The 20,518-nt window shown below is 64.5% G+C and carries 21 protein-coding genes; 10 read left to right on the top strand and 11 right to left on the bottom strand.

Going from position 1 to position 20,518, the window contains the following annotated elements:
- Positions 1-143 precede the first annotated feature (143 nt).
- A complete protein-coding gene (gene clpA, locus AOQ71_RS23060; RefSeq protein WP_057751473.1) occupies positions 144-2,552 on the top strand; it encodes an ATP-dependent Clp protease ATP-binding subunit ClpA in 2,409 nt (802 codons plus the stop codon).
- Positions 2,553-2,618: 66 nt separating this feature from the next.
- Here clpA and AOQ71_RS23055 read toward each other — a convergent pair whose 3' ends face one another.
- The 4 genes from AOQ71_RS23055 to AOQ71_RS23040 all read right to left on the bottom strand — a co-directional run bounded on the left by AOQ71_RS23055 (position 2,619) and on the right by AOQ71_RS23040 (position 6,569).
- Positions 2,619-4,040, bottom strand: a complete 1,422-nt coding sequence (locus tag AOQ71_RS23055) for an MFS transporter (protein WP_057751471.1) — start codon at positions 4,038-4,040, stop codon at positions 2,619-2,621.
- A gap of 148 nt (positions 4,041-4,188) precedes the next feature.
- Complete coding sequence (locus AOQ71_RS46365) at positions 4,189-4,350, bottom strand: hypothetical protein (RefSeq protein WP_167353994.1); 162 nt, start codon at positions 4,348-4,350, stop codon at positions 4,189-4,191.
- An 84-nt stretch (positions 4,351-4,434) separates the two neighbouring features.
- Positions 4,435-5,460: an aldo/keto reductase gene (locus tag AOQ71_RS23045; RefSeq protein WP_057751466.1), complete on the bottom strand. Its 1,026-nt coding sequence runs from the start codon at positions 5,458-5,460 to the stop codon at positions 4,435-4,437.
- 152 nt (positions 5,461-5,612) lie between these two features.
- Entirely contained in the window at positions 5,613-6,569 is a 957-nt protein-coding gene (locus AOQ71_RS23040) for an AraC-like ligand-binding domain-containing protein (RefSeq protein ID WP_057751464.1), read from the bottom strand.
- Between the two features lie 207 nt (positions 6,570-6,776).
- On the opposite strand from AOQ71_RS23040, the gene AOQ71_RS23035 reads away from it, so the two are divergent.
- Complete coding sequence (locus tag AOQ71_RS23035) at positions 6,777-7,793, top strand: carbon-nitrogen hydrolase family protein (protein ID WP_057751462.1); 1,017 nt, start codon at positions 6,777-6,779, stop codon at positions 7,791-7,793.
- A 28-nt stretch (positions 7,794-7,821) separates the two neighbouring features.
- Complete coding sequence (locus AOQ71_RS23030) at positions 7,822-8,862, top strand: phenylacetaldoxime dehydratase family protein (protein WP_057751796.1); 1,041 nt, start codon at positions 7,822-7,824, stop codon at positions 8,860-8,862.
- Here the strand turns inward: AOQ71_RS23030 and AOQ71_RS23025 are convergent.
- A complete protein-coding gene (locus AOQ71_RS23025; protein WP_057751459.1) occupies positions 8,859-9,497 on the bottom strand; it encodes an HAD family hydrolase in 639 nt (212 codons plus the stop codon). The two genes, AOQ71_RS23030 and AOQ71_RS23025, sit on opposite strands and share 4 nt — an antisense overlap.
- Before the next feature lie 82 nt (positions 9,498-9,579).
- On the opposite strand from AOQ71_RS23025, the gene AOQ71_RS23020 reads away from it, so the two are divergent.
- The 4 genes from AOQ71_RS23020 to tsaA all read left to right on the top strand — a co-directional run bounded on the left by AOQ71_RS23020 (position 9,580) and on the right by tsaA (position 12,308).
- Positions 9,580-10,542: a lytic transglycosylase domain-containing protein gene (locus tag AOQ71_RS23020; protein WP_057751457.1), complete on the top strand. Its 963-nt coding sequence runs from the start codon at positions 9,580-9,582 to the stop codon at positions 10,540-10,542.
- Positions 10,543-10,696: 154 nt separating this feature from the next.
- Complete coding sequence (locus AOQ71_RS23015) at positions 10,697-11,437, top strand: AzlC family ABC transporter permease (protein WP_057751455.1); 741 nt, start codon at positions 10,697-10,699, stop codon at positions 11,435-11,437.
- Positions 11,434-11,784, top strand: a complete 351-nt coding sequence (locus AOQ71_RS23010) for an AzlD domain-containing protein (protein ID WP_057751453.1) — start codon at positions 11,434-11,436, stop codon at positions 11,782-11,784. The genes AOQ71_RS23015 and AOQ71_RS23010 overlap by 4 nt, the downstream gene beginning before the upstream one ends.
- Positions 11,785-11,816: 32 nt before the next feature.
- The gene (gene tsaA / locus AOQ71_RS23005; RefSeq protein ID WP_057751451.1) at positions 11,817-12,308 is read left to right on the top strand and encodes a tRNA (N6-threonylcarbamoyladenosine(37)-N6)-methyltransferase TrmO; all 492 of its coding nucleotides are present in this window, start codon (positions 11,817-11,819) and stop codon (positions 12,306-12,308) included.
- Between the two features lie 3 nt (positions 12,309-12,311).
- Here the strand turns inward: tsaA and AOQ71_RS23000 are convergent, their stop codons facing one another.
- From AOQ71_RS23000 to AOQ71_RS22985, 4 genes are all read right to left on the bottom strand, one after another.
- Entirely contained in the window at positions 12,312-12,737 is a 426-nt protein-coding gene (locus AOQ71_RS23000) for an HIT domain-containing protein (RefSeq protein WP_057751448.1), read from the bottom strand.
- Between the two features lie 64 nt (positions 12,738-12,801).
- Positions 12,802-14,058, bottom strand: coding sequence for a GNAT family N-acetyltransferase (locus tag AOQ71_RS22995; RefSeq protein ID WP_057751791.1), 1,257 nt, complete (start codon positions 14,056-14,058; stop codon positions 12,802-12,804).
- A 54-nt stretch (positions 14,059-14,112) separates the two neighbouring features.
- Positions 14,113-14,859, bottom strand: coding sequence for a glycerophosphodiester phosphodiesterase (locus AOQ71_RS22990; protein ID WP_057751446.1), 747 nt, complete (start codon positions 14,857-14,859; stop codon positions 14,113-14,115).
- A 5-nt stretch (positions 14,860-14,864) separates the two neighbouring features.
- A complete protein-coding gene (locus tag AOQ71_RS22985; RefSeq protein ID WP_057751444.1) occupies positions 14,865-15,332 on the bottom strand; it encodes a RidA family protein in 468 nt (155 codons plus the stop codon).
- A 254-nt stretch (positions 15,333-15,586) separates the two neighbouring features.
- Here AOQ71_RS22985 and AOQ71_RS22980 point away from each other — a divergent pair, with 254 nt between their 5' ends.
- Together AOQ71_RS22980 and AOQ71_RS22975 are read left to right on the top strand one after the other, a co-directional pair.
- A complete protein-coding gene (locus tag AOQ71_RS22980; protein WP_057751442.1) occupies positions 15,587-16,432 on the top strand; it encodes a cell envelope integrity EipB family protein in 846 nt (281 codons plus the stop codon).
- A 121-nt stretch (positions 16,433-16,553) separates the two neighbouring features.
- On the top strand, positions 16,554-16,955 hold the full coding sequence (locus tag AOQ71_RS22975) for a RidA family protein (protein ID WP_057751440.1): 402 nt from the start codon (positions 16,554-16,556) through the stop codon (positions 16,953-16,955).
- Between the two features lie 132 nt (positions 16,956-17,087).
- On the opposite strand, the gene AOQ71_RS22970 is transcribed toward AOQ71_RS22975, so the two are convergent.
- The gene (locus AOQ71_RS22970; protein WP_057751438.1) at positions 17,088-18,461 is read right to left on the bottom strand and encodes a cytochrome P450; all 1,374 of its coding nucleotides are present in this window, start codon (positions 18,459-18,461) and stop codon (positions 17,088-17,090) included.
- A gap of 486 nt (positions 18,462-18,947) precedes the next feature.
- Between AOQ71_RS22970 and AOQ71_RS22965 the strand changes: the two genes are divergently transcribed.
- Complete coding sequence (locus AOQ71_RS22965; RefSeq protein WP_057751786.1) at positions 18,948-19,127, top strand: Flp family type IVb pilin; 180 nt, start codon at positions 18,948-18,950, stop codon at positions 19,125-19,127.
- Positions 19,128-19,759: 632 nt separating this feature from the next.
- Here AOQ71_RS22965 and AOQ71_RS22960 read toward each other — a convergent pair.
- The coding region (locus tag AOQ71_RS22960) for an IS91 family transposase (protein ID WP_205668176.1) at positions 19,760-20,518 on the bottom strand (759 nt) is incomplete at its 5' end.

The raw sequence follows: 20,518 nt of genomic DNA, 5'->3' as shown, positions 1-20,518 counted from the left end.
TTGAGGATGCGGTGGGCGCGCAATGCCCGTAGAGTCGCGGAACCGGTCTTTTGCCGCGATCTTGTATAACTATATGTGACAAAGGTTGTTGTTGCCTGACCGGGCGATGGCGATCATGATGGTGGGGGCCACAGAGGACGCGAATGCCGACTTTTTCCCAAAGCCTTGAACAATCCCTGCATCGTGCGCTGGCGATCGCCAATGAGCGTCATCACCAATACGCGACGCTCGAGCATCTTTTGCTCTCGCTGATCGACGACTCCGATGCAGCCGCGGTCATGCGCGCCTGTAGCGTCGATCTCGACAAGCTCCGCACGAGCCTTGTCAATTATCTTGAGACCGAATTCGAGAATCTGGTGACGGATGGCGCCGACGACGCCAAGCCGACCGCCGGCTTCCAGCGCGTGATCCAGCGCGCGGTGATCCACGTGCAGTCCTCCGGTCGTGAAGAGGTGACCGGCGCGAACGTGCTGATCGCGATCTTCGCCGAGCGCGAGAGCCATGCCGCGTACTTCCTGCAGGAGCAGGACATGACGCGCTATGATGCCGTCAACTATATCAGCCACGGCATCGCCAAGCGGCCGGGCGTCTCCGAGGCGCGTCCCGTGCGCGGCGTCGATGAGGAAACCGAGACCAAAGGCAACGAGGACTCCAAGAAGAAGGGCGAGGCGCTCGAGACCTATTGCGTCAACCTCAACAAGAAGGCGCGCGACGGCAAGATCGATCCGGTGATCGGACGCAATTCCGAGATCAACCGCGCCATCCAGGTGCTGTGCCGCCGGCAGAAGAACAATCCGCTGTTCGTGGGTGAGGCCGGCGTCGGCAAAACCGCGATCGCGGAGGGCCTCGCCAAGCGCATCGTCGACAGCGAAGTGCCGGAGGTCCTGGCAGCCGCCACCGTGTTCTCCCTCGACATGGGCACGCTGCTCGCGGGCACGCGCTATCGCGGCGACTTCGAGGAGCGCCTGAAGCAGGTGCTGAAGGAGCTCGAGGCGCATCCCAACGCCATTCTGTTCATCGACGAGATCCACACCGTGATCGGTGCGGGCGCGACCTCGGGCGGGGCGATGGACGCCTCGAACCTGCTCAAGCCGGCGCTCGCCTCGGGCACGATCCGCTGCATGGGCTCGACGACCTACAAGGAATATCGCCAGCACTTCGAGAAGGACCGCGCGCTGGTGCGGCGCTTCCAGAAGATCGACATCAACGAGCCGACGGTCGAGGACGCCATCGCCATCCTCAAGGGCCTCAAGCCTTATTTCGAGGACTACCACCGGCTGAAATATACCAATGAGGCGATCGAGGCTGCGGTGCAGCTGTCCTCGCGCTACATCCACGACCGCAAGCTGCCCGACAAGGCGATCGACGTGATCGACGAATCAGGCGCGGCGCAGATGCTGGTGGCCGAGAACAAGCGCAAGAAGACGATCGGCATCAAGGAGATCGAGACCACGATCGCTTCGATGGCGCGGATCCCGCCGAAGAGCGTGTCGAAGGACGATGCCGAAGTGCTCAAGCATCTCGAGCAGACCCTGAAGCGCACCGTGTTCGGCCAGGACAAGGCGATCGAGTCGCTTGCCGCGTCGATCAAGCTGGCCCGTGCCGGCCTGCGCGAGCCGGAGAAGCCGATCGGCTGCTATTTGTTCTCGGGTCCGACCGGCGTCGGCAAGACCGAAGTCGCCAAGCAGCTCGCGGCGACGCTCGGCGTCGAACTGCTGCGCTTCGACATGTCCGAGTATATGGAGCGGCACACCGTGTCGCGGCTGATCGGCGCGCCTCCCGGCTATGTCGGCTTCGACCAGGGCGGCCTGCTCACCGACGGCGTCGACCAGCATCCGCATTGCGTGGTGCTGCTCGACGAAATCGAGAAGGCGCATCCGGATCTCTACAACGTGCTGCTCCAGATCATGGACCACGGCCGGCTCACCGACCACAACGGCAAGCAGGTCAACTTCCGCAACGTGATCCTGATCATGACCACGAATGCGGGCGCGGCGGATCTGGCCAGGCAGGCGTTCGGCTTCACGCGCTCCAAGCGGGAAGGCGACGACCACGAGGCGATCAACCGGCAGTTCGCGCCGGAATTCCGCAACCGTCTCGACGCCGTCGTCTCGTTCGGTCATCTCAGTGTCGAGGTGATCGGCACCGTGGTCGAGAAGTTCGTGCTTCAGCTCGAGGCGCAGCTCGGCGACCGCGACGTCACCATCGAGCTGTCCGAGCCCGCCAAGACCTGGCTGATCCAGCACGGCTATGACGAGCAGATGGGCGCGCGGCCAATGGCCCGTGTCATCCAGGAGCACATCAAGAAGCCGCTGGCCGACGAGGTGCTGTTCGGCAAGCTCAAGGGCGGCGGCCACGTTCGCGTCGTCCTGGTCAAGGACGAGGCCGACGAGACCAAGGAAAAGATCGGCTTCGAGTTCGTCGAGGGGCCGGTCACCCCGAAGCAGGAAAAGCTGCCCGCCCGCAAGCGTCCGCCGGGCAAGCCCAACAAGCCGGGCGGCCCCGGCGGCTCCAAGGGGCCGACCTCGAAGGGCCCGCTGGTCAAGGCTTGATCGGCGCATCATGAATCGAAAAGGCCGGCTGAAGAGCCGGCCTTTTTGTTTGGGTGGTGGGCGGTGTTATTCGCCGCGCAGACGCTGATCGTCCTGTATGCGGACGTGCTCGGCGCCGCGTGCGCCGGCCGGCGACAGCCGCAACATGCTCAGCACGGCGCCGCAGAGCGCAAATCCGACGCCGGCGAGCAGAGCGATCCGGGTCCCGTCGACCGGATAGCGGCCGAGGAACAGCGCAACCAGCGCCGCACCAGTGGTCTGGCCGAGCAGGCGCGCGGTGCCCAGCATGCCGCTGGCGCCACCGGCGCGCTCGCGCGGCGCGGCTGCGATCATCGTGCGGTTGTTGGGGGTCTGGAACAGGCCGAAGCCGGCGCCCGCCAGCGCCATCCGCCAGACCACGTCGAGCGGGGTCGGATTTGCCGGCAGGAAAGCGAGTGCGCCGAGGCCACAGGCAAACAGTGTCAGCCCAATGCCGCCGAGCAGGCCGGCTGGATAATGCTCGACCAGGCGACCGGCGAGGGGAGCCGCGCACGCCACTGCGATCGGCCATGGCGTGATCAACAGACCCATATGCACGGCCGAATAGCCGAACCGGCTCTGGAGGTAGAAGGGGATCGCGACGAAGGCCAGCATCTGCCCGCAGAACGAGGCGATCGAGGTCGCGATCGACAGTCCGAACACCGGGATGCGCAGCAGGTCGACCGGCAGCAGCGGCGACTTCATGTGCGTCTCGCGGTAGATGAGGAGCGCGCCGGCGACGATCGCAATCGCGAACTGGACGAGGCAGGTGAGCGTCGCCTCGCCATGACCGACGCTGTCGATCGCGGCGATGCCGACGCCGAAGGTGATCGCCGAGAGCGCCGCGCTTTGCCAGTCGAACGAATGGCTCGCCAGGATCGTGTGCGGCAGGCTGCGCAGGCCGAGCACCAGCGTGACCACGCCGAGCGGCACATTGATGGCGAACAGCCAGGGCCAACTGCCGACCGCGAGGATGCCGGCGGCGAGCGTCGGCCCGACCGCGGCGGAGAAGGCGACGACCATCGCATTAAGCCCGATGCCGCGGCCCAGCAGGTTGCGGGGATAGGTGAAGCGGACCAGCGCCGAATTGACGCTCATGATGCCGGCTGCGCCGAAGCCCTGGAGGATGCGCGCGATCGTGAGCAGCGGCAGCGTGTGCGCCAGCGCGCAGAAGGCTGAGGCGAGCGTGAACAGCGCAAGGCCGACCAGATAGACGCGGCGATAGCCGACGATCTCGCCGAGCGATGCCAGCGGCAGCAGCGAGATCGTGATCGCAAGCTGATAGCCGTTGACGATCCAGATCGAGAAGGCCGGGCTCGCGTTCAGGTCGGTCGCGATCGTCGGCAGCGCAACATTGGCGATGGCGCTGTCGACGACGGCCATGATGATGCCGAGCGCAATCGTCAGCACCGCCTGGTTGCGCTGGGGTTGCGGCAGGCCGTCGGCATGCTCGATCGGGACAGACGACATAGTAGGGGCGTGCTTGATTGGAGCCGTGAGTGTCCCCTCGATTAGGAAATTGCGCTGCCCATCGCAACCCGGCAGGACACGGCCGGTTCCTGTGCCGGAAGCAGGTCCGGCGGCGCTGGGGACATGGATCGGCGCGCTGTTCGCACGCTCACCAGCGCGAGGTCGCCTTGCCGTAGATGTAGAGTGCTATCAGCCCAATCGTGACGGCCGTAGAGAAAATTACGATGCGGCGATCCCAGTCGATCCGCGTCCGCTCTGCACGGTCGAGATTGAGGGCTGTGAACAGAGCCTTCATGGCAAATCGGCGCATCGGGTTGCCTCGTGGGGCCAGCATGGTGCCATGGTCAGCGTGGAGCGGATTGATGCAGCTCAAGCCGGCTCTTAGGGGAGCCGATCACACCGGCGGCGGATTGCGGTCGGAGAAGGTCCCGCGCTGGTGCCAGTACGGATAGGGCAGCGTCACCTTGCTCGCCGCGTCGAGCTTGGCGATCTGGTCCTTGGTCAGCGACCATCCGACCGCGCCGAGATTCTCGCGCAATTGCGTTTCGTTGCGGGCGCCGATGATCAGCGTCGACACGGTCGGGCGCTGCAGCAGCCAGTTCAGCGCGATCTGCGAAACGCTCTTGCCGGTCTCCCTGGCGACCTCGTCGATCGCGTCGACGACGCGATGGACGTGTTGGTCTGGCACGGGCGGCCCGAAATCGGCAGTCTGGGGCAGGCGGCTCACTTCAGGCCTCGGCTGGCCGCGGCGGATCTTTCCGGTGAGACGGCCCCATCCGAGCGGTGACCAGACCACGGCACCTAACCCCTGGTCGAGGCCGAGCGGCATCAGCTCCCACTCATAGTCGCGCCCGACCAGTGAATAGTAGGTCTGGTTGGCGACGTAGCGCGGGAAGCCGTGCTTGTCGGCAATGGAAAGCGACTTCATCAGGTGCCAGCCCGAGAAATTCGAGACACCGACATAGCGGATCTTGCCGGTGCGCACGAGCACATCGAGGGTGCTGAGCACCTCCTCGGGCGGCGTCATGGCATCAAAGCCATGAAGCTGGAACAGGTCGATATAGTCCGTGCCGAGACGGCTCAGCGAGCCGTCGACGGCCGCGAGCAAATGCTGGCGCGATGAGCCGATGTCATTGGGGCCGTCGCCAAAGCGGAAGGTCGCCTTGGTGGAGACCAGCACCTTGTCGCGCCGGCCCTTGATGGCTTCACCGAGCACGCGTTCGGATTCACCGAGCGAATAGACATCGGCGGTGTCGAACATCGACACGCCGGCTTCCAGACAGATGTCCAGAAGGCGCCGCGCTTCGGTCGCGTCGGTCGTCCCCCAGGCCGCGAGGCGGCCGACGCCGCCGAACGTGCCCGTGCCAAGGCTCAAAGCGGGCACCATGAGGCCGGATCGGCCCAAGCGTCGGTGTTCCATCGAACTGCTCCTCGGCGAGCCGCTGATTGATTGGCGCGCCCTTGGGGAGAGATCGTAGTGCAAGCAGATGTGTTGTCCTACGGCGCGTTGACATACCCGCCTTGCTGGCGGAATGGACTCGTGCAGACGCATGTCATCGAGTTGGCCGGATCCTAGTGCTGCAGCTGGCTTTGCCTGTAATCGCGCGGCGACATCCCGAAATGCTCGCGGAAGACGCGGCCGAAATGCGAGACGTCGTTGAAGCCCCAGGCAAACGCGATCTCGCTGATGTGGCGATGGGCGAGCAGGGGCGAGGCGAGGTCGCGCCGGCATTGCGCGAGACGTTCGGCAAGCACATGGCGTTGGAATGAAGTGTCCTCGTCGGCGAGGAGGTCGTTGACATAGCGCGGTGAGATGCCGAGTGCCGCGGCCGTTTCGGCCAGCGAGAGGTCGGGATCGGCAAGGCGCGCGCGGATATGCGCCTTGAGCCGGTAGAGCAGGGCGGAGCGATGGGTCGAGGACGGCAGCGATGTCCCGCCAAGCCGTTCGCTCAGCGCCATCGCCAGCAAGTCGACCGCCTGCTCGGAAAGGGCGGCTGCACTGCTCGGCGCGAGCCGATCTGCGCTTTGGCAAAGCTTGAAGATGAAATCATAGGCGAGCCGCTCGAGCGGCGCATCGGTCCCGAACGTGATCGCGGTGAGCGTCTCGGTGCCGCCCAGCCGCCGCTGCAACATCTCGCGCGGCACCTTGAAGATGGTTTGGGAGAACGTGTCCTTGAACTTCAACTCATAGGGACGCGTGGTGTCGTAGAGCGCGAACTCGCCGGGGTGGATCACCGTCTCGCGGCCGTCCTGAACCACACCGCCATCGCCGCGATTGCCGAGTGCAACGAGGACATAGTCCTGATCCGAACGTGCGATGCGCGAGGGCGTGCGGAAGACGTGCTGGCGCTCGGAGCAGACCTCGGAGCAGACGGCCTTCCCGAGCGGGGCCTGGGTGACCGAGCCGTGAAAGGCGCTGCCGAGGTCGGACTTGCAGTCGAGCCCGACGAACACATCGCAGACGATGTCCTGCCAGAGGGCAAGGCGCCGGTAGCCGGGGCTGCCGTCCGTCGTGAACTGGATTGTCATCGTCAGGCCTCCCCTTTCACGTCCAGCAAACTGCATGGTGGCTCAGATCCAGCCTGGTTCGCAGGCAAGTTCCGTACCGGGGCGCGATCCCTACTCGTGTTCTTGCCAGTCGAGTTTTTGTTCCGCCGTGGTCGAGCGCAGCCGCCCGGCTTGGCCCAATAGACTGCATCGGACGTGGTTTTGGATCAACCGGCAAGGGAGGCGGCAATGGGCATCGAACATCCGAAATACAAGGTCGCGGTGGTGCAGGCAGCGCCAGCCTGGCTCGATCTCGACGCCTCGATCGACAAGTCGGTCGCGCTGATCAGGGAGGCCGCCGAGAAGGGCGCCAAGCTGATCGCATTTCCGGAAGCGTTCATCCCCGGATACCCCTGGCATATCTGGCTGGACTCGCCGGCCTGGGCGATCGGCCGCGGTTTTGTGCAGCGCTACTTTGACAATTCGCTGTCTTATGACAGTCCACAGGCCGAGAAGCTGCGCGATGCGGTGCGGAAAGCGCGGCTCACCGCGGTGATCGGCCTCTCCGAGCGCGACGGCGGCAGCCTCTATCTCGCGCAATGGCTGATCGGACCCGACGGCGAGACCATCGCAAAACGCCGCAAATTGCGGCCGACCCATGCCGAGCGGACGGTGTATGGCGAGGGGGATGGCAGCGATCTTGCGGTCCATGCGCGGCCCGACATCGGCCGCCTCGGCGCGCTGTGCTGCTGGGAGCATCTCCAGCCGCTATCGAAATACGCGATGTACGCCCAGAACGAGCAGGTGCATGTCGCGGCCTGGCCGAGCTTCTCGCTCTACGATCCCTTCGCGCCGGCGTTAGGGGCCGAGGTCAACAACGCCGCCTCGCGCGTCTATGCGGTGGAGGGCTCCTGCTTCGTGCTGGCGCCGTGCGCGACGGTGTCGCAGGCCATGATCGACGAGCTCTGCGACCGGCCGGACAAGAATGCGCTGCTGCATGTCGGCGGCGGGTTTGCCGCGATCTACGGGCCCGACGGCAGCCAGATCGGCGACAAGCTCGCGCCGGACCAGGAGGGCCTGCTGATCGCAGAGATCGATCTCGGCGCCATCGGCGTTGCCAAGAACGCAGCCGATCCCGCCGGGCATTATTCGCGGCCCGACGTCACGCGGCTGCTGCTCAACCGGAAGCCGTACAAGCGGGTCGAGCAGTTCGCGCTGCCGGTCGACACCGTCGAGCCGGTGGAAATCGGCGCGGCAGCGAGCTGATCGCGGCGATCGAGGGGAGGGTATGATCATGGAATCCGCAATTCCCGCGCATCTCGAAACCCCGCGCACGCGTCACAAGCGCGTGCCTGATGATTATCAGCCGCCATATCCATCTTTCGTGGCGCGCTACAAACCCGGAGTGAGCCGCGTGGTGATGGCCTATTTCGGGGTGCAGCATCGTGGGGCGGTATCGGCGGCTGCGACGGAAGCGCTCGCCGAAATCAGCAGGCTGTTTGCCGGTGAAGGCGGTCCCACGCATTGTGACCGCGCGCACTATGTCGACCAGGCCGGACACGCCAACATTGTTTCGGTGGCCTATTGGGACGACATTGCACGCTTCGACGCCTGGTTTGCCCCGGCACGTGAGGCGTGGACCGGAGCGTCGCGCGACGGCATCGGCACCTTCATCGAGGTGTTGCGCCCCGCTGTGGCGCGGCACGAGACGCTGTTCTCCTCGTTAGGCAGGCCCGAAGGCGTTGCGGCGATCGCCGAGGGCATGAGCGGCGAGGTGCAGGAGCACGCTTATTGGGGCGGCATGCGCGATCGCATTCCGCTGTCGCAGACCGACCCGATGTCGCCTTGTGGCAATCCTGAACTGATCCGTGACGGTGCACGGCTGCGGGTGAAGGCGCACGACAATCTTTGCCTGATCCGCTCCGGGCAGGACTGGAGCGATACGGAAGCGTCGGAGCGAAAGTTGTATCTCGACGACGTCGAGCCCGTGCTGCGCGAGGGCATGGATTTCCTGCGCGATGACGGGCTCGGAATCGGATGCTATGCCAACCGCTACATGCAGGTGCTCTCGGCTGACGGCAAGGCAAGTGAAAAATCATACGGCCAGAGCTGGTGGAGGAGCTTGGCTGCACTGGAGCGCTGGGCGGAATCGCACCCGACCCACGTCAAAATCTTCGGCGCGGCGATGAAATATCTCTCGACGCTGGGGCCGTCAGCGAAGCTGCGGCTTTATCACGAGGTTACGGTGGCAGCCGCTGATGAGCAGTTCTTCGAATATCTGAACTGCCATCCGAAGACGGGAATGCTTGCGGCGGTCGAGACGGCTGTCGCTTAGGCGACGCAATGGCCGAGCAGCTCCGGATGCGCCGCGCAAATGTGATGCGCGCCGGCATCCCTGAGCTCGGCCTCGCTGCCATAGCCGTAGAGCACACCGATCGCCGTCATGCCGTTGGTCCGGGCACCGACCACGTCATGGCTGCGGTCGCCGATCATGATGGCACCGGCGGCGTCGACCTTGGTCTCGTCGAGCGCGTAGCGCAGCAGGTCGCGCTTGTCGACGCGGGTGCCGTCGAGCTCCGAACCAAACACCCGCTCGAAATATGGTTTCAGGCCGAAGTGTTCGATGATGCGGCTTGCATAGACAGCGGGTTTGCTGGTCGCGACGAACATGCGCGCGCCCGTTGCGGCGATCGCCGCCAGCGTGTCGTGGATGGACGGATAGGGTGTGTTCTCGAACAGCCCGACCTCGGAAAACCGTTCGCGGTAGAGCAGAAGCGCCTGGTCGGCCAATGCGTCGGTTCCGGTCAGCTTCTTGAGGCTCGCATGCAGCGGCGGCCCGATGCACCAGGTCAATTCATCCTGGCTAGGGACCGCTTGCCCGAGTTTTTTCAGGGCGTACTGGATCGAACCGGTGATCCCGGGCTTTGGATCGGTCAGCGTGCCGTCGAGATCAAAATAGATTGTCTGCATCCTGGCCGGGCTCAACGTTGCTAATTCCCGCCGTTGCTAGTTGCCTTGGGGGCCGAGTTCAAGGGCCGAGTTTGGGAGCGACATGGCATTCGTCGGGGCTCAGAAGCTGATCTGGTGGCTGCTTGCGGCGGCGTTCGTTTGCACGCCGGTGCTGGCCGAGGATGCTCCGGTCCCTCCGACCCAGCTTGGCCCCGAGGCGCCGGCAAAGCCGGCAGCGAACGAGCCCGCGCGCGAGAGCGACACGCGGGAGTCGATCTGCCTGATCGTCGAGGCGGCCGCGCGTGATGCCAACCTGCCGCTGGAATTCTTCGCCCGTGTGATCTGGCAGGAGAGCCGTTTCCAGGCCGATGCGGTCGGACCAGTGACGCGTAGCGGCGAGCAGGCGCAGGGGATCGCGCAGTTCATGCCGGGGACCGCGAGCGAGCGCGGGCTTCTCAACCCCTTCAATCCGGTTCAGGCATTGCCGAAATCCGCCGAGTTCTTGAACGAGCTGCGCAACCAGTTCGGCAATCTTGGCCTTGCCGCCGCCGCCTACAATGCCGGTCCGCGGCGGGTCCAGGAATGGCTCGCGGGCACTGGTCCCATGCCGGAGCAGACGCGCAATTACGTCTATGCCATCACTGGCGCGAGCGTTGATACATGGGCCAAGGCCGGCAACAGCGGCAAGGGACCGCCGAGCTCGCCCCCGACGAGCTGCCGCGACCTGATGGCGCTGCTGAAGCGCGCGCCGAACCCGTTCGTCGCAGAACTCGAGCAGCATGTCGAGCTCGCCGCTGCGAAGATCTGGGGGGTTCAGCTGGCCGCGGGCTTCGACCGCAACAAGGCACTGGCGATGTATTCCCGTGCCGTCACGCGGCTTAGCGGCGTGATCGGTGAGCGCGATCCGAGCCTGCTCAGTTCGGTGGTGCGCAGCCGCGGCTCGCACGCTTTCTACCAGGTGCGCATTGGGGCCGATACGCGAAGTGAGGCGGACGATCTCTGCAACCGCATTCGCAAAGCGGGCGGGGCATGTTTTGTGCTGAAGAACCGCGGCGTGAGCGGATAGGCGGTGCGCCTCTCACCTCCTGTCATTGCGCGGCGCCCCGGAATGACGGCCGTTGGCTGTACGCGCATGCCAGCCCCGCCGCGGGCTTCCTTGACGAGGCGATCCGCATTGCCCGTTATGCGGGCACGATTCCGCAACCCTCGGCCAAGCTCCCGTGGCGCTCCCTCCGCTCGATTCCCCGCAATGGCAAAGTTCCTGGCGCGCCTTCGCCTGGGGCGTGCGCTCGATCACGCAGACGATCCTCACGCTGGTCCTGTTCGCGACCTATCTCGGCATCGGCGCGCTCGCGCATGACACCCATTTCAGCCTGCTCTGGGCGCTCTGCTCGACGTTGTTCGTTTGGGCGGGGCCGGCGCAGATCATCCTGATCACGACGCTCGGCTCCGGCGCCACCATCATCCAGTCGGCGATCGCGGTCACGGTCAGTGCGATCAGGCTGTTTCCGATGGTGGTCTCGGTGCTGCCCCTGATGCGCACGCCGACGACCAAGCGGCGCGAGCTGTTCTTTGCAGCCCATCTCACGGCGGTGACGCTGTGGGTCGAATGCCATCGCTTCCTGCCGCTTGTGCCGCGCGAGCGGCGCATCGCCTTCGTCAACGGGCTCGGCTTCGGCCTGGTCTCGGTGTGTCTCACCGCAAACATCGTCGGCTATTTCCTCGCCGCCAATCTGACGCAGGCATTGGGCGCCGCGATCCTGCTGCTAACGCCGCTATCCTTCCTGTTTTCGACCGCGCGCAACAGCCGCGAGGTTGCCGACGTGGTCGCACTTGCGCTCGGCATCCTGCTCTATCCGCTGGCGGCGAAGATGAACTCCGGCCTCGACATCCTCGTCAGCGGCGTGGCCGCCGGCACCATCGCCTATGGCGTGCACTGGTGGCGCGAGGTCCGCGCATGAACGCTGCGCAACTGATCGGCGATTGGCATGCGCTGGTCGTGCTGTTCGTCGCGGGGGTCGTGCCCAACCAGATCTGGCGCATGCTCGGCCTGTGGTTCGGCGGCGGCATCGATGAGGGCTCGGAGTTGCTGGTTTGGGTGAGGGCGGTCGCCACCGCGATCCTCGCCGGCGTCATCGCCCAGATCGTGGTCCAGCCGCCCGGCGCGCTCGCCAGCGTGCCGGATGGCTTGCGCTATGGCGCAGTGGCCGCCGGCCTCGTCGTCTTCTTGCTGACCCGCCGTTCGATCTTCGCGGGCGTTGTCGCCGGCGAAGTCTTCATGCTGGCCGGCAAGTGGTGGTTGGGCTAAAACCACCAGCGAATAGCCAAGGAACCGGAAATATGGTTCGCGAAAACGAGCTCCGCGAGGGCGAAGTCGCCATCGAGCTGCCGTCCACGGAAGATGCCGGCCTCGTCTTCATCGGCCGCATTCGCACGCCCTGGACCTCGCGGCTGGAAACCCCACGGCAGGGGCGCCAGGACGGCCCGATTTGCCGCCTCGAGATCTTTGAGCCGTTCATACCGGCGATCAAGGGCGTCGACTTCTACAGCAATCTCGAAGTGCTCTACTGGCTCGACCAGTCGCGTCGCGACATCGTGCTGCAGAGCCCGAAGAACAACGAGAAGACCCGCGGCACCTTTTCACTACGCTCGCCGGTGCGGCCCAATCCGATCGGCACCTCGATCGTCAAGCTGGTCGGGATCGAAGGCAATGCGATTCTGGTGCGCGGCCTCGACTGCATCGATAATACGCCACTAATCGATATCAAGCCGGATCGCTGCGAGTTCACCCCATTGGCCGCGGCGCAGGCTGGGGATTCCCAGACGGAATGACGGTCAGCCCTTCAGCGCCGCGATCAGCTTGGCCGCGTTCTCTTCCAGCACCTTGACGTCTTCCTTGCGGCTCGCGGGCGGCAGCATGGCGACGCCGTCGTGCCGGGGCAGCACGTGCATGTGGAGATGAAATACGACCTGTCCGCCGGCGGGCTCGTTGAACTGTTGCACGGTGATGCCGTCGGCCTTGAACGCCTTCATCGCGGCCGCGGCGATCTTGTGCGCGCCGCGGGCGACGTGGGCGTAGTCGTCCGCCTTGATGTCGAGGATGTTGCGGGCAGGGGCCTTCGGGATCACCAGCGTGTGGCCCGTTACCCGCGGCATGATGTCGAGGAAGGCGAACACATGCTCATCCTCGTAGACCTTGTGGCAGGAAAACTCGCCGCGCAGGATTTTTGCGAAGATGTTGTTGGGGTCATAGGCGGTCATGGCGGCGGCTCCCGGGAATTTTGAGCTCAATTTTGCGCTTACTGTCACCAGCCGCGCGAGCGCGTCAAGGCGCCTCGTCGATACCTTTCCGGAACGGGCCGAACTCGGCCAGCTCCCGCCCGGCCTCCGCGACATAGGCGCGCTCGCGCTTGAGGTAGTCGTCGATGGCGCGACGCAGGCCCGGATCAGCGATGAAGTGGGCGGAGTGGGTCGTTCGTGGCAGGTAGCCGCGCGCGATCTTGTGCTCGCCCTGCGCACCGGCCTCGACATGCGCAAGGCCATGCTTGATCGCAAAATCGATCGCCTGATAGTAGCAGACTTCGAAATGCAGGAACGGATGATGCTCGACTGCGCCCCAGTTGCGGCCGAACAGCGTCTCCGAGCCGATGAAGTTGATCGCGCCAGCAATCCAGCGGTCGTTGCGACGGGCCATCACCAGCAGCACATCCTCGCTCATGGTGTCGCCGATCAGTGAGAAGAATTCGCGCGTCAAATAGGGCCGGCCCCATTTGCGCGAGCCGGTCTCCATGTAGAATTCGAAGAAGGCGTCCCAGGCGTCCTCGGTGATGTCCTTGCCCGTGAGCCAGTGAATGCTGATCCCGGCGGCAAGCGCATCGCGCCGCTCGCGCTTGATGGATTTGCGGTGGCGTGAGTTCAGGGTCGCCAGGAAATCGTCGAAGGTGGCAAAACCCTCATTGTGCCAGTGGAACTGCTGGTCGGTGCGCTGGAGGAAGCCGTGCCGGGCGAGCAGCTTCCACTCCGCCTCGCGCGCGAACGTGACGTGCACCGAGGACGCCTTGCTGACGCCGCACAGCGCCACTAGGCCGCTCGCCAGCGCTTCCATGATGCGCTCGCGGTCGACGCCGTCGCGCACCAGCAACCGCGGCCCTGTGGCTGGTGTGAAGGGAACAGCGACCTGAAGCTTGGGATAGTACCGGCCGCCGGCGCGCTCATAAGCATCCGCCCAACCGCGGTCAAAAACGTATTCGCCCTGGCTGTGTGATTTCAGATAGCAGGGCACGACGCCGGCGACGCGGCCCTCGATCTTGGCCACGAGGTGCCGCGATCCCCAGCCGGTGCGGATCGTGGCCGAACCCGATTTCTCGACCGCGGAAAGAAAGGCGTGAGAGACGAACGGGTTATAGGCGGGCTTTAACAGGCCGAACGAATCGCCTGGAAACCCGGATGAGGTTCCCAAGCCATGCCCGTTGCAGGCCTTTTCGTTGAGAGCCTTGCCAGGATTGGCGCAGGCGTCCCAATCCTCCGGCGAGACTTCGCCAATGGACGGGACCGCCTCCAGGGTGATTTCGGATGATGCCATTGCGCCCAAGATCGTGCATTGCAGCAGCGACTTCAAGGGTCCGGACCATCAAGCTTACGGGACGAAGCCCTCAAAGATCATCTGATCGGCATATCGCGCGACCCGCGTCCGCTGCTCTGATGTGCGGGTGGTCCAGCCGAGCAGGGCGCAGCCGAAGATGTTCCGGGCGATCCAGGGGGCGGGCGCGGGCAGGTCGTCGACCCTGAAGGCGACGAAATGCGGCTGGGTCTGAAAGCCGTGACGCAGGTACAGCATGGTGTCGCGCTGTTCCTGGGTCAGGTAGGCCCAGTACTCGTCCTCATAGCTCCGCTGCGCGACGATGCCGCGCGGGCGGGAGGGCAGCAGCTCGCGTAGCGCCAGCACCTGGTCGGGGTCGAAGGACATGCCGACCGCGTGGCCCCGATAGGACGCCAGCACCTCGGCCATCCGCTTCACCAGCTTGCGGTCACCGTCGAAATGGCTCTTCACCTCGATCACCAGCGGCACGCGGCCGTCGACCATGGCGCAGAGGTCAGTGAGCGACATCATCCGCTCGGGCGTATCCTTGAACGTGATGGCCTTCAGCTCGGCGGCGGTCTTCGCGACCACCGGGCCGCTGGCTTCGGTGAGGCGGCCGAGCGCATGGTCGTGATGCACCATGGCCTCGCCGTCAGCGGAGAGCTGGATATCGACCTCGATGGCAAAATTGCCTGCGATTGCGGCCTGTACCGCCCCCGGCATGTTCTCGACGATGCCACGGGAGATGTCATGCAGGCCGCGATGGGCGACCGGCCGCGCTGTCAGCCAATCCGGAGCACGCATGAACGTCAGGCGACCTCGAACACGCCCTCGACCTCGACCGCCGCATCCGCGGGCAGCGAGGCGACGCCGACGGTGGTGCGGGCGTGGCGGCCCTTGTCACCGAACGCGGCGACCATCAGGTCGGAGGCGCCGTTCAGCACCTTCGGCCCGTCCAGGAAGTCCGGCGCCGAGTTGATGAAGCCGCCGAGGCGCACCACGCGCGTGACCTTGTCGAGGTCGCCGAGTGCGGCCTTGACCTGCGCGAGCAGATTGACGGCACAGCCGCGCGCGGCCGCAGCGCCGTCCTCGATCGAGACGCCGGCGCCCAGCTTGCCCTTGGCGATCAGCTTGCCTGATGGATCGAAGCAGACCTGGCCGGAGACGAACAGCAAATTGCCTGATCGTACGAACGGGACGTAATTGGCCACGGGAGAGGGGGCCTCGTGCAGCTTGATGCCCTGTTCCGCCAGTTTCTGCTCGACCGTGCCTGCCATGTCTCGACCTCGATGTCTGAAAACGCGTCCCAACCCGGTGCGTCTGGGAACTGCCCGGGCGGCCCTGTTTCGCCCATCGTGCCGCCACATGCAAGCAAGCGGATTTGTCCGCGAGAGGCCGGCGCGCTCTGCATTTTCCCGAGGCAGATCAGAAGGTTCGACGGAGGGGCGCAACTTTAAGTGAAACTGCCGCAGTTGCGACGCAATGGAACGGTCATTATTGTGTCGAATCTGCGCGTCCCCAGGGAATAGATATGGTGCACCTTTTCCGGACTTCACTCGGTGTGATGGCGCTCGCGGTGGCCACTCTCGGCGCCGGTAGCGGCGCGCATGCCGCGAACGGTCCGTTCCTCGCGCACCAGGCGCTCTATGATCTCAGCCTGGTCAAATCGCGCTCCAATTCGATCAACAGCGCGCGCGGCCGCATCCTCTACAATTTCGCCGGAAGCTCTTGCGAGGGCTACACGTCCGAATTCCGCCAGGTCTCCGAGCTCGACAGCGGCGAGGGCAAGATCACGCTGAGCGACCTCCGCTCCAATTCCTGGGAGGATGCCGCCGGGAAAAGCTATCGCTTCAAGATCGAGACGCGGATGAACGAGGCCGAGGCCGGCCTCGTCGACGGCTCGGCGGAGCGCGACGGCGACCACATCAACGTCAAGCTCAAACTGCCGGCGCCGAAGAGCTTCACCCTCGACGGCAAGATCGTGTTCCCGACCGAGCAGATCCAGCGCATCATTGCCGCCGCCAAGGACGGCAAGTCGCTGCTGGAGCTCTCCGTCTATGACGGCTCCGATGACGGCCAGAAGGTCTACAATACGCTGACCGTGATCGGTCAGCCGATCCCCGCAGACCGCACCGCCTCGCCTGATCCGTCGACGTCCGACGAGCACATGAAATCGCTGACGCGCTGGCCGGTGACGGTCAGCTATTTCGACCGCGAAGCCCAGCAGAAGGAAGGCGAGCAGACGCCGGTCTATGCGATGTCGTTCGAGCTCTACGAGAACGGCGTCTCCCGCCAGCTCGTGCTCGATTACAACGACTTTGTGATCTCGGGCGCGATGGGCAAGTTCGACGTCAAGGACAGCAAGCCTTGTAATTGAAGAAGCCCTGCAATTGAAGAAGCCCTGTAATTGAAGAAGCCTTGCAATTGAGCGGCGACACTAGCCCGGAGCGCCATCTCCGGTTACGCTCCCGTCCAACCATGAACTTCGGGAGGAAGCGTTGCCCAAGCTTGATCATCTCCGCCCCAGCGGCCTGCACCACAATCCCGCTTATTCTCACGTCGTCACCGCCTCCGGGGCGCGAACGATCTACATCTCCGGCCAGGTGTCGGTGGACGAAGAGGGGCGGATCGTCGGCGAGGGCGATATCGCCGCGCAGACCACGCAGGTGATGCAGAATCTCGGCCACGCCTTGAAGGCAGCCGGCGCCACCTACGCCAACATCGTCAAGATCACGACCTTCGTCGTCGGCTACAAGCCGGAGCTGCGCCCGATCATCGGCAAGGCCCGCTCGGCCTTCTTCGAAGGCATGGAGCCGCCGGCCTCGACGCTCGTTGGCGTCTCCGCGCTGGCCGCGCCGGAATGGCTGATCGAGATCGAGGCGATCGCGGTCGCGGATTGAGGTCGCAGGCCGCTCTCGCAAAAACTTGAAAACAACCCCATGCACAGTAGAAGCGCCGTCGCGAACGGCGCGTCCATTTCGTTTTTGCAGAATTTCCTTTGACCCGTCGGGCAAAACAGGAGTACTATGCCATCATGGCCGTTCGCGGCGGCTGATCCGCATGGGCAGGCCTTTGGCCGTTCGCAGCGTGATCCGCTGAACCGGCCAGACGTCGGCGTCCGCAGACAGGCGCATATCGAAGTTCCGGATCAGGACGGCCAGGATGATGGTGGCTTCCTGCAGCGCGAAAGAAGAACCGATGCATGTCCGCGGACCGATGCCGAATGGCAGATAGGTGAAGCGCGGAATGGTGGACCGCGCCTCCGGCAGGAAGCGCGACGGGTCGAAAACATTGGGCCGGTCCCATATGGCCCTGTGCCGGTGCAGCACGTAAGGCGCGATCACGATCAGCGAGCGCCGCCCGACTTTGACGTCGCCCAGCAGGTCGCGCTCGAGGGCAGAACGGCTCAGCGCTGCGATCGGTGGGTACAGGCGAAGCGCCTCCTCCACGACCGCTCTGGCTACGACAAGCCGGTCGGCCAAGCCGTCCGGCGAAGAGAGCTCGCGCTCGGCCTCTTCGCGGACGCGCGCGCGCCACTCGGGCGATTGTGAAAGCAGAAAGAACGACCAGGTGAGCGTATTTGCCGTGGTCTCGTGGCCGGCTGAAAGAAACGTCAGGATGTTCGAGCGGATCTCCGTCGAATCCAGCCGTTGGCCTGTCGACGGATCGAGCGCCTTCAGCAAGAGCGTCAAAAGATCGTCGGGGGCCTCTTCCCGGGCAAGCCGTTCGTGCCTCATCTGAACGATCCTGTCGATGATGCCCTCGAAATAGGCCATCGTGCGCCGCAGGCGTCCGTGGCCGGGACGCGGCACGAAGGTGGGCACCCCGAGCAGATCGAGCGCCCCGATGCGCCCGACCACGTCGAAGTAAGCGGTCATCGCCGAGCTGAATTCGCCGAGGTCGCCGCCGATTCCGTCGGAGAAGATCGTCAGCGTGAGCACCCTCAGAGTGATCAGAGTCATCTCCGCGGCAACGTCTATCGTGGTCGCTCCCAGCTTCGACCATTTCACCACCAGCTCGTCTGCTGCCGTCAGCATCGCTCTCGTGAACGAATTCACCGTCCGCCGCGCGAACAACGGGGCGAGCGCTCTGCGCTGGATCTCCCACCGCTCGCCCTCGACGCTGAGCAGTCCGTCGGCGAGGCCCGAGGAGAGAATCCGGCGCTGGATCGCGTCTTTCGGATAATTCTTCGCATTGTCCATCAGCACGCGCTTGATGGCTTGCGGCTCGTGAACCAGGAACGCGTCAAGGAAAGGAAGGCGAAGCTTGCAAATCGGATCGCGAAAGAAGTCTTCGCTCCAGCATTCGAGCGGATTGCGCTTCAGCCGGATCAGGATGTCGACAAGGCCCAGCCGGCCCTGTGGAGGAACCGGCGCGGGTGGGCAGGGTTCGTTGCGATGCAGCATGGGCCGCGAATGACTGAACCAGAATGTCGGAAACGGGAAAAATCGGCAAAAAGTTCCTGCGTTTCACCTTTTACTTGCCGCGGCCGCACTGATCAACCACGCAAACTTCCTTCGCGCTGACGAGAAGCCTACGCTGCATCCGGAGCCATCGCGCAAGGATGACGTGCGACATTCAGAACGACGACCATCTCTACCTGACGGACCCGCAGCTTGACGATCCAAGTTCGGCTCTCGTTGGCTTCAATCATCAGCCTCGGAATGTCCGCCGTCTGACTTAAGGCGGACTAAGATTGTATAAGCATTGTAAGCCTGCTTGTGGACCCTGAGCAGACCTCGACGAGACGTGCGGTGTTCAGCGGCCCTTCGATCTCAGATTGCAGTCAAATCGACCGATCGGATTTAGCGATCCTTAATCCGCTCGCGAGTATGAAGCGGTTGTTACAACCCACTGTTGCACGCTAAAATCACAACCATAAGGAGGTGGATTTGTCTGCCGTCAAGAGATTTCTAGCCGATGAAACCGGCGCCACAGCAATCGAATATGGCCTGATCGCGGCCGGCATCGCCCTCGGAATCATTGCTGCTGTCAAGAACACTGGTACCGCATTGACCGGAGTATTCACGAGCGTCAACACCAAGCTAAGCGGACCCGCGCCCGCGCCCTAAGCTCTACCAAAGCGGGGCGGCCCCAGCCTCCCAGCGCCGACCGCCGGGGACGAAGCTCCAAGTCCGCCTTGGCAAATCCGGTTGGCCGCCCTGCTATCTCTTGAAGGCCCTTGTGGCCCTTAGCCGAACCACGGTGATGCGGCTGTGCTGCTGCTATCGAAAGCAGAGCGGAGTGGAAGCGCGCCCGACCGCCGCTTGTGGCCCATCTGCGAAGTTACGCCGCGCCTGACTGAGCTCCGCTCAATGGGGCAGAGCGGACCAGCCCCGGCGCGAGGACGAAGGCGCCTTTTGTGAAGGGTTTCGGATGCCGGCCGCGTGACTGACGGCGCGGCATATTCGGGCGGCCGGCGTCCGAAAGCCTCCAAGGGAGGAAACCGCGCATGATGGGCAGGAAAGGTGCGGCGGGCTCTATGGGGATTTGAGCTCTGCAGGCGAGCTGGCCGATGGAGTTCGAGTCCATGCAGCGAGCTGCGCGACGGCGGCGGGGCAAGCGAATGACGGGTAGATGGGTTCGAACGTGATCAATCGTCGGCGGATTGGCAACGACAGCTGACAGTTGGAGCGTATGCCGCCGTGGCCGGTCGATGAGCGGCGGGCATGGCGAGCAACTTTGCAGCATGACGGTTGCGCGCTCATGACGTATCGATCCTGATGGCGCTGGTTGGCGGGCTCGCTTGATGGCGAGGCGTTGCGCCTCGCTCAAAAACCTCGATGACGATCATGCGACCGCCGCAGCATGGACACGGCGGCGTGCCGCTGTCGATGGTCTCGGTCGGCTCATCCTTACGATCCTTGACGAGGAGCAGTTTGCGCGCGCGTGCGACGTTGTCGGCGCAGGCGCTCCGCGCGAGCAGGCCGTAGTGGCGGATGCGGTGGAAGCCTTTTGGCAGCACGTGGATGAGGAAGCGGCGGATGAACTCGTCTGTGGCGATCGTCATCCGCTTTTGACGGTCGTGGCCTTCGACCCGGTAATCCTTCCAGCTGAAGGTGACGCCGCGCTGGTCGCAGGCAATCAGGCGGCTGTTGGCGATGGCGACGCGGTGGGTATAGCGCGACAGATAGGCCAGCACGGCCTCGGGACCGCCAAACGGGCGCTTGGCATAGACGACCCATTCCGTCTTGCGCGAGGCTGCAAGCAATGCGGCGAATGATTGTGCTCCGGCGAGATCAGCGTCGTTGCCGAAGAAGCTCAGGCGCCCGGCCTGGTGGAGGATCGCGAGGCGCTCCAGGAACAATCGCCGGAACAGGCGTGAGAGCACGCGCACTGGCAGGAAGAAGCCCGGCCGGCACGACACCCAGCGCCGGCCGTCGGGCGAGATGCCGCCGCCCGGCACGATCATGTGCACATGCGGGTGGTGGGTCATGGCCGAGCCCCAGGTGTGCAGCACGGA

The sequence above is a fragment of the Bradyrhizobium manausense genome (genome assembly GCF_001440035.1).
GTDB classification, from domain to species: Bacteria; Pseudomonadota; Alphaproteobacteria; order Rhizobiales; family Xanthobacteraceae; genus Bradyrhizobium; species Bradyrhizobium manausense.
Note: the sequence above shows the minus strand (reverse complement) of the source record. Positions and strands in the feature narration are given on the sequence as shown.